The sequence below is a fragment of the Campylobacter sp. MIT 12-8780 genome (genome assembly GCF_006864535.1).
Lineage (GTDB): Bacteria > Campylobacterota > Campylobacteria > Campylobacterales > Campylobacteraceae > Campylobacter_D.
The window spans coordinates 88,679-102,942 of record NZ_QHLL01000006.1; the positions used below are offsets into that span (position 1 = coordinate 88,679).

Genomic DNA, 14,264 nt, shown 5'->3' on the forward strand with positions numbered 1-14,264 from the left:
CTATTTTTTTTGCCATTGCCAAGCATTGAGTGTGAAACCCACACCATGATGTCCTAAAACATAAGGTTTAATGCCACTTATGTTTTTATTATAAACCAAAGCAAATTTTAAATACGCTATGAATATATAAGGAGGATCATCGTGAATAGCATTGATAAACTCAGCATACGCTTTTTGTCGCTCATTTTTATCTAGGCTAGTTCTTGCTTTAATTAAAGCTTTATCTACTTTTTCATTGCTATAATGCCCAAAATTCCAGCCATTTTGATTAATCTTTTCACTTGCAAATACTCTAAAGGTATGGAAATCTGGATCATAAGGACTGCCCCAGCCCACTAAAAAGCTATCAACCTTAGTATAATCAAAGCTTCCAGAAGGCTTTGCTATGCCCTTTGCTTCAATACCAAGTTTTTTAAATTCGCTTACAAGTAAATTAATTAATGCTACGCGCAAAGGATCGTTGCTCATGGTATAAATTTCAAAGCTCAAAGTCTTACCATTTTTTTCAAGAATTCCTTTAGAATTTTTCTTATAGCCTGCTTGGGTTAAAATTTGCGAAGCTTTTGCAAGATCATAATCAAATTTTTGATATTTCAATGGACTTGCCCAAGATATTTGCAAGGGTTGATACGCCTCACTTCCAAGCGAGTGTAATAATTTTTCAACAACAGCTTTTCTGTCTACAGCATAATTTAAAGCTAGTCTTACTGCTTTATCTTTTAAAATTTCATTTTTAAAATTAAACATTAAAGCTCTGTAATCAGCACTTTTTTCGATTAAAACTTTGAAATTTTTATCATTTTGAAAATCTTTTACCAACTCAAAGCTCGCTAAAGCAACATCTAAGTTTCCAGCCTTTAGCTCAATTGCACTTACATTAGGGTCTGGTTGGTGCTTAAGTATGAGTTTTTTACTTTGCACTTTGCCAAGATAAAAATTTTCATTTGCTTCAAGGATCATGAATTGCCCTTTTTTCCATTGTTTAAGTTTAAAAGGTCCTGTGCCTATAGGATTTTGATTAAATTTATCAAGATTTATATCTTTACCTTCAAGCAAATGAGCAGGTAGTATGCCTAAGCTCAAAGCGTCTAAAAGAGCTGGGAAAGGCTGGGAAAGTGTGATTTTAATCTTATAATCATTGATAAGTTCAATCTTTTTTATGTTTTCAAAATTTGCCTTTGTTGGTGCATTAAGTTTAGGGTCGATTAAAGTTTGAAGTGTAAATTGCACATCTTTTGCACTAAATTTAATCCCATCATGCCAAAGTATATCATTACGTAATTCAAATTCATAGCTTAAGCCATCTTTACTTATACTCCAAGATTTTGCAAGATCGGGTTGAGCCTGCATATTTTGATCAAAATGAACAAGTCCAGAAAAAATGAGTCCTATTGCAGCGTCATGGTCTTCGCTAAATACAGGATTGATCCTTTCTGGTTCATTTTCAACACCGATAACTATAGTATCTTTTGGCGTAGCTGCAAATAAAAAAACAGCACTTAATACCAGCAACAAATACTTTCTAAACATTTACACTCCTTGTTGTTATAAAATTTTTTAAAAGATTATAGTATAAAATAAATTTTTTAGTAAGCCCCCTAGGGGGATATTTTTAGGACAAAAAGAAAAAATAATTACATAAAGAGCTGATCTAAAACGCAGAGCAAAATTTAATTAAAGTTTATTTTGTTTTGTGCTTCATAAATTCTAACTTTCATAAGCTCATCATAAAGCTTTAAATACCTTGCAGCGATGAGATTTTCATCGTAGTTTAGAGCGTCTTTATAAGCGTTGTTGGCTAAATTTACTCTTAATCTTTCATCATCGAGTAAGAGTTTGATTTTCTCACTTAAGTCTTTACTATCTGCAGTTTTTGCCCAAAGTCCATCAACGCCGTTTCTTACAGCTTCCACGCAACCTTCACAATCACTTACCACCACAGCTTTTTTACACGCTTTTGCTTCCAAAACACTGACCGGGAAGCCTTCTTTATAGCTTGGTAGGACAAAAATATCGCTTAGGTTAAGCAAAAAAGCGATGTCTTCTCTTGAGCCTAGATAGCACACTTTGCCTCCATTTAAGAACTTTAAATCAGCACAAGATTTGTTCTCATCGCGTCCGCCAACAAGAATAAAATTTGCAAAGTTATTTAAGCTTAAAGCTGCTTCATAAAATTCTTTTATACCCTTGTGCCATAAAGCCCTTGCAACCATTATAACCAAAGGTTTATGAGGATCAAGTTTGTGTTCTTTGAAAAAATGCTCTTTTTGCTCTTTGCTTACAATCATAGGAAAAAATTGTCTTAAGTTTATACCAACTGATTTGATGATGATGATTTTTTCCTCTTTTAAGCCAAGATTTTGCATAAAATGAGCGTTGCTTTCATTTACAAAGATGAATTTATCAGCGATTGTAAAAGAAATTTTGTATAAAAGCTCTATATTAAGGCGAACGAGGCGAGTTTTTAAGTCATTGTCGATATAAAAGCTACCTAAGCCCTCAACAAGCGCGAGTTTATAAGGAATTTTTGCAAATTTTGCAGCGATTAGCCCGAAGGTATTGCTTTTGTGAGCTGCACTTTGAATGAGATCGAGTTTAAGCTTTTTTAAAAGCTTTAAAAGCGAGAGAAAGTTCAAAAACACTACAAAAGGGTTGATAGAGCTTCTTTTTAGCTCATAAAAAACAACCTTAAAACCCATTTTTTCAAGCTTTAAAGCGTATTCATCTTTTGGTAAGATGAGTAAAACTTCATCATTTCTTGCCTCCAAAGCCTTAATTATAGGCATTCTAAAATGATATACACTTGCCCCACTATGGCTTAAAAATCCTACTCTCACAGCTTTACCTAACGCTTAAGCTTATAAATTTTCGCATCTTTATCTAAAATGACTGGTTCAAATAAATCTTTGTCGTAATTATTAAAGAAAAAAAGCTGGACAAATAGACTATCAAACATTGTTTTATCCATAATGATAAATTGCATAGGATAACTTAAGCTTTCTTTAAGATAAAATACATAAAAATTACCATTTTCATCAATCATTCTTTGCTTAAAAGAAGCATCTTTTATAGAGTCAAATTCATATACAGCCTTGATCGCATAGGCATTTTCACCAAGCATTATATGTGTAAAATCATCGCTTAAAAACATACCATTGCTTAAATAATAAAAGCCTGTTTTTTCATCTTTTCCTAAAGCTAAAGCTGTGCTAAAAACAAAAGGATCATTAATCTGCCCATTTTGCAAATCAATATGTGAAAAGCTCGCTACAGTTGGAAAAATAGGCGACATACGAGCTGGTAAATAAAAATAAATATCCCTTGTTTTTTCATTTGCTTTGAAGTTTTTATACTTAAGAGCATGTAAAAACAAGCTTGCTTCACTTGCATTATAATCTCTCATCATAGCTTTTAAAAGATCAGCTTGCAAAAGGCTGTCATTTTTATCATAAAAACTTTTTTCGGTGTATTCAACACCTAATCTTGCTAAATTTGCCCCGCTTACTTGATCAAAACTTAGAGCATAAGATGGTAAAAAATTGTCCTTGCCTAAGTGCTTGCCTCCATCAGCTAAGGTTTTAACATCGCTGTAATATCGCACAGGATAACCATAATCCCACCACGCAAGCACATAATCTTCAGCACTAGCTATACTTTTAAGCCTATCTAAAATTCGAGCTTCATTTGCATTAAACACGCTTGGGGCTTTGTATTCGTAGATATGCTTTAAAGCAAAACCTAAACTGATAATGAGTGCAAAAGTGAGTATAATGGGCTTTGCTAGCCTAAAGTGAGCTAATTTAAGGACTAAAAAATATACAAAATACCCAAAGCCAAGAGCCATCACAGGCACCGCATAAATGGTAAATCTAAGTCCCCCGCGTAAAGCCAAAAAACCAAGTGCGAGCATAGGTAAGGCTAGTAAAAAGCTTTTGTGATCTTTGATGAGTAAGATTAAGCCCAAAACCGCACATATAAAGGCAAGCTCACTGGCTGCAATTCTTTGCATAAAGACTGATAAATCTATGCTTCCTACTTCTTGTATGGTTTGATTGACATTAAAATAGCTAAAACTCTCACTCACGCTTCCTACAGCAGCACTTTTAAAGATGTAAAAATTAAGCTGATATAAAATAGGATCAAGCCCACCGCTTAAAAAAAGAAAAACAAGGCTTAAGATCAAAAGCCAAATTAAAGCTTTGAGTGTAAAAAAACGAGTTGTGAGATTGAAAAATGCAAAAAGTAAGGCTAAAATTGCAGCTTGATAAAACCAAGCAATAGGAGCAAGTGCGATAAGCATAAAGCTTAAAGCCTCATAATTTATCCTTTCTTGTCGATGAAAAGCAAGAGTATAAAGCAAGAAAAGCCCTACAAAAGCAACATTTAAAGTATAACTTGAGGGATAATACCAAAGATAAAACATCATCACAAAGGGCAGGGTGATGAGGGAGAATTTATCTTTTTTGATGATAAGCCTGATCATAAAATACAGCACAAAGCAAGGAAGCACAATAGCAAGCATATCAGTATCATAATACCCTGCCATAGTGCGGTTATAATAGCTATTGGCAATGCTTGCAAGTAAGGCTGCTAAAAAGCCAGCTTTTAACATTTTATATTCATAAGCAATAAGCATAACAGGCACGACAACAAGGGAGCTAAAAAACACGCTCATATATAAGATGATAGTTTCAAAACTAAAAGGCGTGAGCTTATAAAGATAATAAGTCAGCGTAGATAAGGAGCTGCCAAAATAAGATAAGTCATTTGGCTGATGAAAGCCAGCAATCATATCTCTTGCACCCTCAGCAAAAGCATATCCATCATTTGAGATAATCATAAGCTCATCATTAAAATAAAACTCACTAAACTCACTTGCCCAAAACACCCAATAGAGCCTACATAGCACACTAAAAATAAAGGCTAAGGCTATATATAAAAACAATTCGTTTTTGAGTGAGAGTTGAACCCTATCAAAGAAATTTGTTTTTAAGAATTCTGTTTTTTTATGTGAATTTTGATTTTTTTTCATCTTAGTTTTCCTTGATTTCACAGCTTTTTAAGAACTCTAAAGCTTTTTTAGCGATCTCGTTTTTATCAAAGTTTTTAGCTCTTTGATAAGCTTTTTCTTGATAGGCTTTTCTTAAGCTTTCATTTTCTATCATGATTTTTAAGCCCTCAAACATGGCATTTTCATCATTTACCTTGACTAAAAGTCCAAATTCATTATCCCCAAAAAGCTCTTTAGCCCCGCTTTTATGATCTGAACTAAGCACAGCGCAATGGCAAGCTAAGGCTTCTATTAAGACATTTGAAAAGCCCTCAAAGCTTGAAGCAAAGGCAAAGAATTTACATTTGCTTAGGTATTTGTAAGGATTATTATCAAAGCCAAGCAAAAAGACTTTTTCTTTTAAATTTAAGCTTTTTATCAAGCTTTCAAGCTCGTCTTTGAGCTCGCCCTCGCCTAAGATAAGAAGCTTTAGCTCTGTATCAAGCCTTGCATAAGCTTTGATTAAAAGAGCGTGATTTTTACCCTTATCAAGCCTACCGATGCTGAGTATAAAATCATCCTTAAAGTCTATAGGCTCATTTGCTTTTTGTGTGATTTTTTCTAAATCAATGGCATTATAAAGGAGTTTGCATTTGCTAGCATTGATGTTAAAATTTAAAATTAAATCCTCTTGATTGCCCTTAGAATTTGCTAGGATTAAATCAGCCTTTGGATACAGCCATTGTATTAAAAATTTATTCACAAGTGAAGTTGGGCTAAGGCTTTGATACATCACACTTGGAGTGGTGCATTCATTGATGATAAGAGGGGTTTTTAAGCCAAAAATTCTAGCAAGCAAGGCTATATAATTTGGGCGGTTTAAAAAGACAAATTGCTTATCTAACTTTAAGTTTTTGCAAAGTTTTTTGTATTTTAGAGCCAAAAATGGAAGTTTAAGGAATTTTAAAAGTGCATTTTCACTTGGCTTTGAGTTTTCAAGCAAGTGAATTTGAGCGTTTTCAAGCTCATAAGAAATTTTATCATTCATCAAGATAATATGCACCTCATAAAACAAAGACAAAGATGGCAAAAGCGTAGCCACGACGCGTTCAGCCCCACCGCTTCCTAAAGAATAGATAAAAATTCCTAATTTTTGCACTTTAAACTCACTCTGATTTTTGAAAAATATTGTAACATTGCTTTTGGAACAAAACTTAAACAAAGCAAGGCTAGTGCTGGAAAATTAGGCTTTATACTAAGGCTTTTAAAAAGATAAATATACATTTTTTTATAAAGTCCTGCCATCTTTGCATAATAAGCTGCCATTTTATACTGCATTGCTGTAGCAGCTTTATAATCTTTATCCTTAGTCTTTTTAAGCTCACATTCTAAAAGCTCAGCCATCTTTGCATAGCCTAAATACACACGATCAGCCTTTAAAAAGGCTTGATTTGTAACACTATCTGCTCTTTTGATACGATAAATCCTCAAAGCCTTGTGTATATAAAAGCTTTTTTCTTTATATAAGTTCAGCCAAAGCACACTTTCATTGCCCCAAAAATTCTCATCAAAACGGCTGTTTTCAAGCAAGGATTTTTTAAACATACCCAAAAATTCCCCATTCATCTTACCTAGCAAAAAGTCTTTTTTGCTTACTTCACTATCCTTAGTAAAGCCTTTTCCACTCAATTCAGTGCTTAAAACCCCATCTTTTTCAAGCAAGCAATTGCCAAAAACATGAGAAAAGCCCTCTTTAACTTTACTTACAAGCGTGCTTAAAGCCCCATTTAAAAGCATATCATCATCATCTAAAAACAAAATATACTCGCCCCTTGCTTGATCAAGGGCATTATTTTTATTTCCATTTGGACCCTTTTTATAGCTGGTATTAAGGCTGTATTTAAGGCGAGGCTCATTTTTTGCAAAAGTGTTGATAAACTCTTTTGTGCCATCATTTGAGTGATCGTCGCTAATGATGATTTCTAAGTCTTTAAAGTCTTGCTCTAGCACGCTTTGTAAAGCCTGTTTTAAAAGCTCTAGTCTATTATAAGTGCAAATTAAAACTGATAAAAAGGGCTTCATTGTAGCTCGCTTATGAGTTTAAACCATTGTTTTTCAATATTTTGAATTGAAAAATTTTCACATCGTTTTAAGGCTTTTTGTGCGATTTGTTCTCTTAAGCTCTCATCACTCATTAGCTTTTCTAAAGCCTTAGCCATAGCCTTTTCATCATCAAGTGCCACTAAAAAGCCATCAAAGTCTGGACTAATTAAATCCCTAGCTGAATTGACATAATCTGTGCTTATGCGAGCGATTTTAAAAAACAAAGTTTCGATCAAAACCGTTGGCAAGCCCTCCACAAAGGAGCAAAGGCAAAGAATTTTTGCTTTTTCATAGAGGCTTTGCATATCTTTTACCCTGCCTAAAAACTCCACTTTTATGCCAAGTTCTTGTGCTTGCAAGATAAGCTCATCTTTAAGCTCGCCATCTCCTGCTATACAAAAGCGGTAAGTTGCTCTTAAATCAGCACTTAAATTTGAAATTGCCCTTAAAAAAAGGGCTGGGTTTTTATTAGCATCAAGCCTGCCTACAAAAAGCACTAAATTTTCTTTTTTAGGATTTTGGCATATGCTAAAATGACAAGGATTAAAGATAAGCTCAACCTTGCTTACAAAGGCTTCATAATAGCTTTTATCTTGCAAAGAAAGCACGGTTAAAGCTTGAGCATGCGGATAACTTAGCCTTCTTAAAAAACGCCAAATTTTGCTTTTTAAATAACTTTGTGTGCTATGCTCGCTGATGATTAAGGGCGATTTTAAGCCTATTTTAGCCCACACACAAGCGATATTCGTAGTATCTAAAAAAGAGATGAAAATATCAGCCTTAGCCTCTTTCATCGCCTTTCTTAAAGCAAGGAATTTCTTTATCCTGCTTGCTATTTTATGATATAAATTCTGCCAGTTAAACTTAGGCAGTTCTTTTAAATATATGCTCTCATCAAGCTTATAAAAGCTTTCTTTATCATCAAATTTAATGATTTGCACACTATGTTTTTTACAAAACTCATTAGCAAGACTGACTAAAACGCGTTCAGCTCCGCCATTTCCTAAACTCGCGATGATAAAACAAATTTTCATTTTTCTTCTTTATACCGAGATAAAATCAGCTCTTTTTGCTTAGCATCAAGTTTGCTTAAAATCCCAGCTTTTAGTTTATAAATCGTTTCACAATGCTTAATAGTGCTTAAACGATGAGCGATGATGATGAGGGTTTTATCCTTGCTTAAATCATAAATTTCATTCATGATTTTTGCCTCACTTTCATTATCAAGGGCTGAAGTAGCCTCATCAAGCACGAGAATTTCAGGCTCTGTGTAAAGTGCTCTTGCTATGGCTATGCGTTGTCTTTGTCCTCCACTTAGGGTGGAATCTGAAATTTGAGTATATATGCCTTCTTTTAAATTTGAGACAAAATTTTTAAGATTGGCTTGTTCTATGACTTTGTGTAGTCTTTTTTCATCAAAATTTTGCTCAAAGCTTATATTAAAGGCTAAGGTATCATTATAAAGATGAATTTCTTGAGGGATATAGCCTATTTTTTGACGATAAGCTTTGAGATTTTTTTCACTCAGCACGCTATCATCAACTAAAATTTGCCCAGCCTTTGGTTTTAAAAGCCCGCAAAGTATATCCACAAAGCTACTTTTTCCACTGCCACTTTGTCCTATAAAGGCTATTTTTTCGCCTTTTTTAAGAGTGAAATTAAGCCCATGAAATAAGTCTTTTTTGCCCTCATAATGAAAGCTTAAATCCTTAACTTCTATCTTTTTTTCAAAGCTGATTTTTTCATCTTCAAGCCTTTCATAAGGCTCATTTAGGCTTTTATAGATAATGTCAAGCGAGTTTTTATAATAAAGCAAATCATGATAACTTGTGATAATGCGGTTTGCACAAGGCATAAGGCGGTAAAGTGCTAGCACAAAGATAGAAATCATCGCTAAAGAGCTTCTTACATCGCCTTTATTTTGCCAAAGTAAAAAGATCACGATGAAAATCAAAACGCAAAAACCAACTGCTTCAAGATAAATTCTTGGCAAGGCATTAATGCTTTCACTGCTGATATTTGCCTTTGAAAAAAGCTTGCTTTGTTCGCCAAAAAGCCTTGCAACGCTTTGTTCTTCGCCTTTAAGTTTAATGAGCTTGAAATTGCTTAAATTTGTATTTAAGCTCTCAAAAAAGCCACTCATCGCCTTTTCTCTTTTAATGCTAGCTTGCTTTATAGCCGGACTTAAAAGACGCAGTAAAATAAAAGCATTTATAAGCAAAAAAACCGATAAAAACAAAGTGATTTTATAATCAACTAAAAGTAGTAAAATATAAATTAAAAGCAGCACAAAACTTTCACTTAAAAAAAGCATAAAAGAAGCAATCATGGTGCTAAGATTGTAAGTTTCATTAGAAATGGTTTTGATGATTTCACTTGATTTTTTTTGAGTAAAGCGTTCATAATTTAAAAACAAAACTCGCTTAAAAATTCTCAAAGCAAAAAAATGAAACCGCCCCTTAGAAAAACGCGCTAAAAGATGAAAATAAAGGGCATTTAAAAAGGCTCTAAAAAGATAAAAAAGGATTAAAAAAAGCCCAAAAAGAGCGACAAATTCATACTCACTTAGGCTAAATTTGCTAAAAAAACTCTTTAAAAAGGCATTGCTTTGAAAATAAGAAAAATCACTTGCTAAGCTCACAAAAGGCATGATAAGACTTATAGCAAAGCTTTCTATAAAAGAAATAAACACAGAAAAAGCAAGCAAGGCGAATAAAAAGCGTTTATCTTGCTTCGATAAAACAGCAAAAAGTTTTTTAAGCATATTTTTCCTTTGTGAATGCCAAATTCTAGCTTAAATTTTTAAATACTTAGGATACAAAAAGTAGAAAATAAATTTACATGGGATTGATTTTATAATACAATGATATTTTTCCATCATTTTTGATATAAATTTTTTAAAAAATAATTTTTTATATACTCGCACTTGATTTTTTTTTTTTTTTTTTTTTGATATTATCACGCTTTATTTATTTAAAAAGGAGTAAATGATGGGCGACATCGGTGCGTTAGTGGTGATTGTAGGGATATTTTGTGTGATATTCTTACCATTTTATTTGATCTTTAAAAAAGCTAATGTTAATGCTTGGGCTGCTTTTGTGCCATTTTATAATTTCTATATGCTAGGTAAAGTAGCTAAAGATGAAGCTTTAGGGGCGCTGCTTGTGGTTGTTATTGTGATTGGATTTATACTCTCCGCAGTTGCAGGAGAAGAATCTGCATTAGGTGGTATAGCTACTATCGCAATATACATATGTTATTGTTTTGTTTATGTAAATCTAGGAAGAAGATTTGAAGTGAGTCTGGGTTTTAAAATCGCACTTTGCATTCCTTTTATAAGTTGGATAATGTTGTGGATTTTAGCTCTAGATAAAAGCTATGTATATAAAAAAGAGAGCTTAGAAGAAACATCAGAAAATCAAAACAATATACAATGATTTGCAAAAAAGGCTTAAGTTTTTACTCTTAAAAGCTTAAGCCCCTTTTCAATGAAAGTTATCTTAGTCTTTTAACACTTCTTTTCCCACTCATAAGCACTTTTGCAAATAAGTTTTAAATCATCAAATTTTGGCTTCCAGCTTGTAAGACTTTTGATCTTATCAGCATTTGAGATTAAAATACTAGGATCACCAGCCCTGCGAGGTGCAAGTTCTACCTTAAAATCAACCCCGCTAACTTCTTTCATCGCACAAATGACTTCTTTGACTGAAAAGCCGTGCCCATAGCCCACATTAAAGACATTGCTATCATTACTCTCAAGATAATCAAGAGCGGCTAAATGTGCGCTGGCTATATCATCAACATGGATAAAATCCCTCACACAAGTGCCATCTTTAGTCTCATAATCATCTCCATATACAAAAAGCTTGTCCCTCTTGCCAGCTGCACATTCAGCTGCTACTTTGATAAGCAAAGTCGCTTTTGGATAACGTTGTCCTATATCAAAGTCCATGCACGCTCCTGCCACATTAAAATACCTTAAAATACAATGCTTAAATTCAGGCTTTGCCATACTTGCATCACGCAAAACCTCTTCGCTCATGAGTTTAGAGCGTCCATAAGGATTGATGGGTGCAAGGGGGCTTGTCTCGCTAACTACAGGAGTGCTTGGCTCACCATAAGTTGCAGCCGTGCTTGAAAAGATGAATTTATTTACCCCTTCTTCAAGGCAAGTTTGAATAAGATTTGAAGTATTTGCGGTGTTATTAAGATAGTATTTTAAAGGATCATTCATACTCTCAAACACCTCAATGCTAGCTGCAAAATGCACCACAGCGTCAAATTTTTGCTCTTTAAAAAGCTTTTTTACCGCCTTAAAATCAGCCAAATCTTGCTCAAAAAAGCTGAATTTTCTTAAAGTCTGCAAGGCATCAAGATTGATTTTTGAGCCTTTAGAAAGATTATCTAAAACGCAAAGTTCATGTTTGGTATTTAAAAACTGCCTTAAGGTGTGAGAGCCTATATACCCAGCCCCACCGCTGATAAGAATTTTCATGATTTATCCTTAGTTTGAAGCTAAAAGTGTATTTTAACCAAATTTCATTAATCAAAATACAAGCTGAAAAGTATCGTTTTCTTAGAACAAAGTATTTTTTAAGAAGTTTTTTTAAAAAAATATATTAAAATACAGCTTTAACATTCCACAAAAGGCATAACCAATGAAAAAAAGCGTTATTTTTTCGAGCGTAATCATCATTTTGTTTGTTTTATATTTAGCTCAAGTTGCATTTGTAAGGGGACTTAACTTGAAATTTTTTGAGCAAGTTTCAAGTCAATATGCACTGACAGATGTTGAGTTAAAAAAAGGATTTTTTAGCTCTTCTGCAAATTTTGTAATCGATGATGAAAGTTTGGCAGCTTTTGCAGAGCCTATAAAAGTTGAGATCACTTTTCATAATAGCTATTTTGCTCCAAATACTTTTGTGGCGAATTTTTTTAGCCCAGCTTCTCTTAAACAAAGCATACAAGAAGAAATTTTTCTGACATTAAATGGAAAATTCAAATTTAATCAAAGCTTAGATCTTGAATTTAAGCCCACAAATATAAATTTTAATGAGGATATTTTTGAGTTTAAGCTTGAAGATTTTGTGTTGAAAGTAAATGTCAATAAGGACTCAAGCTTAAATTCTTTTGCTTTAAAGACTAAAGAATTTGACTTTTCATTTTCTTATTTACATTTTAAATTCACAAATTTTGCATACGAAGAGCGATTTTTGCAGCCTGTATTTTTGCAAGATTATATTGATGCTCAAGGCATTGTTGCTTCAAAATCACATTTGAGTGCTGAAAATATAGAGCTTTATGATGATATTAATATCTCAAAAGTTGTGATGGAAAGCATGGGAAAAATGGGCGAAGAATTAGATGATTTGAGTATAAAGCTTAAGATTGAGGATTTTAAATCAAAGCAAATGCAGCTTAACCTACATGCAATCAACCTTGATATGAATGCTAAAGACTTACCTAAAGAGCTTTTGATTTCAAGCAATCCTTGGATCGATCATGAAAGTTTGCTTGATAATGAAGAGTTGTTTGAGCTTTTTGCTCGCTCAAAAGCTGAAATTGTGCTGAATGACTTTTCAGCAAGTTCTAAGGGTAAAAAATTCAAGCTTAGTGGCTTGGCAAAAAGTGATTCGAGTAATTTCAGTGTGCTTTTAAACGCTCATAGTGAGATTTTGCCAAGTGCTATTTTTCCAGTGCTTATTTGGTTTGATATGGACGAGTTTTTTGTGCAAAAAGACAATGCTTATACGATGAAATACGAGCTTGAGGGTAAAAATGAGAACATTACTCAAATCAAGCTTAACGATGAAGTGCTTGTTGGAGATAGAAAACTTAGTCAAGACAAGGCTTTTGAGCTTTACAAAGAATAAAAAAAGATTATAAGATAAAATGCAAAATCTTGCTCTATATTTTCGCCCAAAAAAGCTTAATGAGCTTTGCGGGCAAGATGAGCTTAAAAGGATATTTCAAAGCTTTTTGGCTAAACAAAAACTGCCCCATAGTATCTTTTTTGGACCAGCAGGATGTGGAAAAACCAGCTTTGCAAGGGCTGTAGCTTTTGAGTTTGGGCTTGATTTTTATGAATTTGATGGAGGAAGTTTTAAGCTTGAAGAGCTTAGAAAGCTTTTTGCAAAATATGAAAATAGCCTTTACAAGCCCTTGATTTTCATCGATGAAATTCACCGCCTTTCAAAAACCCAGCAAGAAATGCTTTTAGTGCCTTTGGAAAATGCTCAGTGTATCTTAATCGGAGCAAGCACTGAAAATCCTTATTTTGTGCTTAGTTCGGGCATACGAAGTAGAAGTATGCTTTTTGAGTTTAAGGCTTTAAAACAAGAGGATTTGCAAGCTTTGTTTCAAAGAGTAAAAACAAAGCTTGAATTTGCAATCGATGAGGACGCAAAGGCGTATTTGCTACATAGCTCAAGTGGAGATGCTCGCTCACTTTTAAATTTGCTTGAATACGCCTTAGTTCTTGATGAAAAACATATCAGCCTTAAAACGCTTAAAAGCTTAAGGGCAAGTGCTTTAAAAGATGGCACAAGCTCAAAAGATACGCATTATCGCTTGGCTAGTTCTTTGATAAAAAGTTTAAGGGGTAGTGATGTAGATGCCGCACTTTATTATCTAGCTGCTTTGATTCAGGGTGGAGAAAGTGCGGATTTTATCGCAAGACGTTTGGTGATCTTTGCAAGCGAGGATATAGGCAATGCAGATTGTAATGCCCTTGTGTTAGCAACTTCCACACTCAATGCAGTAAAAAACATAGGCTATCCAGAAGCGCGCATTATACTTGCACAATGTGTGGTGTATCTTGCAAGTTCTATCAAGTCAAACTCATCTTACAAAGCTATAAACAAAGCTCTTGCTTGGCTTGATGAAAATGAAGCTTTGCCTATACTGCCTCACTTAGACAATAACAACCCAGCTTCTAAAAACTATCTTTATCCGCATGATTTTGGTGGCTATGTGAAGCAAAAATACCTTGCAAAAGATTTGAAATTTTATGAAAGTAAGGGTTTTGGTGATGAAGCAAGGCTTTTGCATAACTTAAAAAGAATTCAAAGTCAATCAAAATAAATTTGTGTCAAATTGAAAAACAAAATTTAGTCTTAGAAAAAATATTAAGACAAACTTAAACTTACTTATGCTACATTGTCTCTATCAA

The 14,264-nt window shown here is 33.7% G+C and carries 11 protein-coding genes; 3 read left to right on the forward strand and 8 right to left on the reverse strand.

Going from position 1 to position 14,264, the window contains the following annotated elements; genetic code table 11:
• From DMB95_RS06000 to DMB95_RS06030, 7 genes are all read right to left on the reverse strand, one after another.
• Positions 1 to 1,530, reverse strand: a complete 1,530-nt coding sequence (locus DMB95_RS06000) for an ABC transporter substrate-binding protein (protein WP_142931322.1) — start codon at positions 1,528 to 1,530, stop codon at positions 1 to 3.
• 140 nt (positions 1,531 to 1,670) lie between these two features.
• Entirely contained in the window at positions 1,671 to 2,837 is a 1,167-nt protein-coding gene (pglA, locus tag DMB95_RS06005; protein ID WP_142931323.1) for a N,N'-diacetylbacillosaminyl-diphospho-undecaprenol alpha-1,3-N-acetylgalactosaminyltransferase, read from the reverse strand.
• An 8-nt stretch (positions 2,838 to 2,845) separates the two neighbouring features.
• Complete coding sequence (locus DMB95_RS06010; protein ID WP_142931324.1) at positions 2,846 to 5,032, reverse strand: STT3 domain-containing protein; 2,187 nt, start codon at positions 5,030 to 5,032, stop codon at positions 2,846 to 2,848.
• A gap of 1 nt (position 5,033) precedes the next feature.
• Positions 5,034 to 6,149 (reverse strand): N-acetylgalactosamine-N,N'-diacetylbacillosaminyl-diphospho-undecaprenol 4-alpha-N-acetylgalactosaminyltransferase, encoded by a 1,116-nt coding sequence (pglJ, locus tag DMB95_RS06015; protein ID WP_142931325.1) that lies wholly within the window; start codon positions 6,147 to 6,149, stop codon positions 5,034 to 5,036.
• Positions 6,137 to 7,072 carry a GalNAc(5)-diNAcBac-PP-undecaprenol beta-1,3-glucosyltransferase gene (gene pglI / locus DMB95_RS06020; RefSeq protein ID WP_142931326.1) on the reverse strand — a complete coding sequence of 312 codons (936 nt, stop codon included), beginning with the start codon at positions 7,070 to 7,072 and terminating at the stop codon, positions 6,137 to 6,139. The genes pglJ and pglI overlap by 13 nt, the downstream gene beginning before the upstream one ends.
• Positions 7,069 to 8,127, reverse strand: a complete 1,059-nt coding sequence (locus DMB95_RS06025; RefSeq protein WP_142931327.1) for a glycosyltransferase — start codon at positions 8,125 to 8,127, stop codon at positions 7,069 to 7,071. Before DMB95_RS06025 ends, pglI begins: the two co-directional genes overlap by 4 nt.
• Complete coding sequence (locus tag DMB95_RS06030) at positions 8,124 to 9,857, reverse strand: ABC transporter ATP-binding protein (RefSeq protein ID WP_142931328.1); 1,734 nt, start codon at positions 9,855 to 9,857, stop codon at positions 8,124 to 8,126. Before DMB95_RS06030 ends, DMB95_RS06025 begins: the two co-directional genes overlap by 4 nt.
• Before the next feature lie 223 nt (positions 9,858 to 10,080).
• Here DMB95_RS06030 and DMB95_RS06035 point away from each other — a divergent pair, with 223 nt between their 5' ends.
• Positions 10,081 to 10,530 carry a DUF5684 domain-containing protein gene (locus DMB95_RS06035; protein WP_142931329.1) on the forward strand — a complete coding sequence of 150 codons (450 nt, stop codon included), beginning with the start codon at positions 10,081 to 10,083 and terminating at the stop codon, positions 10,528 to 10,530.
• Between the two features lie 71 nt (positions 10,531 to 10,601).
• On the opposite strand, the gene galE is transcribed toward DMB95_RS06035, so the two are convergent.
• On the reverse strand, positions 10,602 to 11,588 hold the full coding sequence (galE, locus tag DMB95_RS06040) for a UDP-glucose 4-epimerase GalE (protein ID WP_142931330.1): 987 nt from the start codon (positions 11,586 to 11,588) through the stop codon (positions 10,602 to 10,604).
• Between the two features lie 163 nt (positions 11,589 to 11,751).
• On the opposite strand from galE, the gene DMB95_RS06045 reads away from it, so the two are divergent.
• Both DMB95_RS06045 and DMB95_RS06050 read left to right on the forward strand, forming a co-directional pair.
• A complete protein-coding gene (locus DMB95_RS06045; RefSeq protein WP_142931331.1) occupies positions 11,752 to 12,966 on the forward strand; it encodes a DUF945 domain-containing protein in 1,215 nt (404 codons plus the stop codon).
• Between the two features lie 19 nt (positions 12,967 to 12,985).
• A complete protein-coding gene (locus DMB95_RS06050; RefSeq protein WP_142931332.1) occupies positions 12,986 to 14,176 on the forward strand; it encodes a replication-associated recombination protein A in 1,191 nt (396 codons plus the stop codon).
• Positions 14,177 to 14,264: the final 88 nt, after the last annotated feature.

Coding starts and splice junctions, on each gene's coding strand:
- DMB95_RS06000 (WP_142931322.1), bottom strand. CDS start 1,530: ATGTTTAGAAAGTATTTGTTGCTGGTATTAAGTGCTGTTTTTTTATTT.
- DMB95_RS06010 (WP_142931324.1), bottom strand. CDS start 5,032: ATGAAAAAAAATCAAAATTCACATAAAAAAACAGAATTCTTAAAAACA.
- pglI (WP_142931326.1), bottom strand. CDS start 7,072: ATGAAGCCCTTTTTATCAGTTTTAATTTGCACTTATAATAGACTAGAG.
- DMB95_RS06025 (WP_142931327.1), bottom strand. CDS start 8,127: ATGAAAATTTGTTTTATCATCGCGAGTTTAGGAAATGGCGGAGCTGAA.
- DMB95_RS06030 (WP_142931328.1), bottom strand. CDS start 9,857: ATGCTTAAAAAACTTTTTGCTGTTTTATCGAAGCAAGATAAACGCTTT.
- DMB95_RS06035 (WP_142931329.1), top strand. CDS start 10,081: ATGATGGGCGACATCGGTGCGTTAGTGGTGATTGTAGGGATATTTTGT.
- galE (WP_142931330.1), bottom strand. CDS start 11,588: ATGAAAATTCTTATCAGCGGTGGGGCTGGGTATATAGGCTCTCACACC.
- DMB95_RS06045 (WP_142931331.1), top strand. CDS start 11,752: ATGAAAAAAAGCGTTATTTTTTCGAGCGTAATCATCATTTTGTTTGTT.
- DMB95_RS06050 (WP_142931332.1), top strand. CDS start 12,986: ATGCAAAATCTTGCTCTATATTTTCGCCCAAAAAAGCTTAATGAGCTT.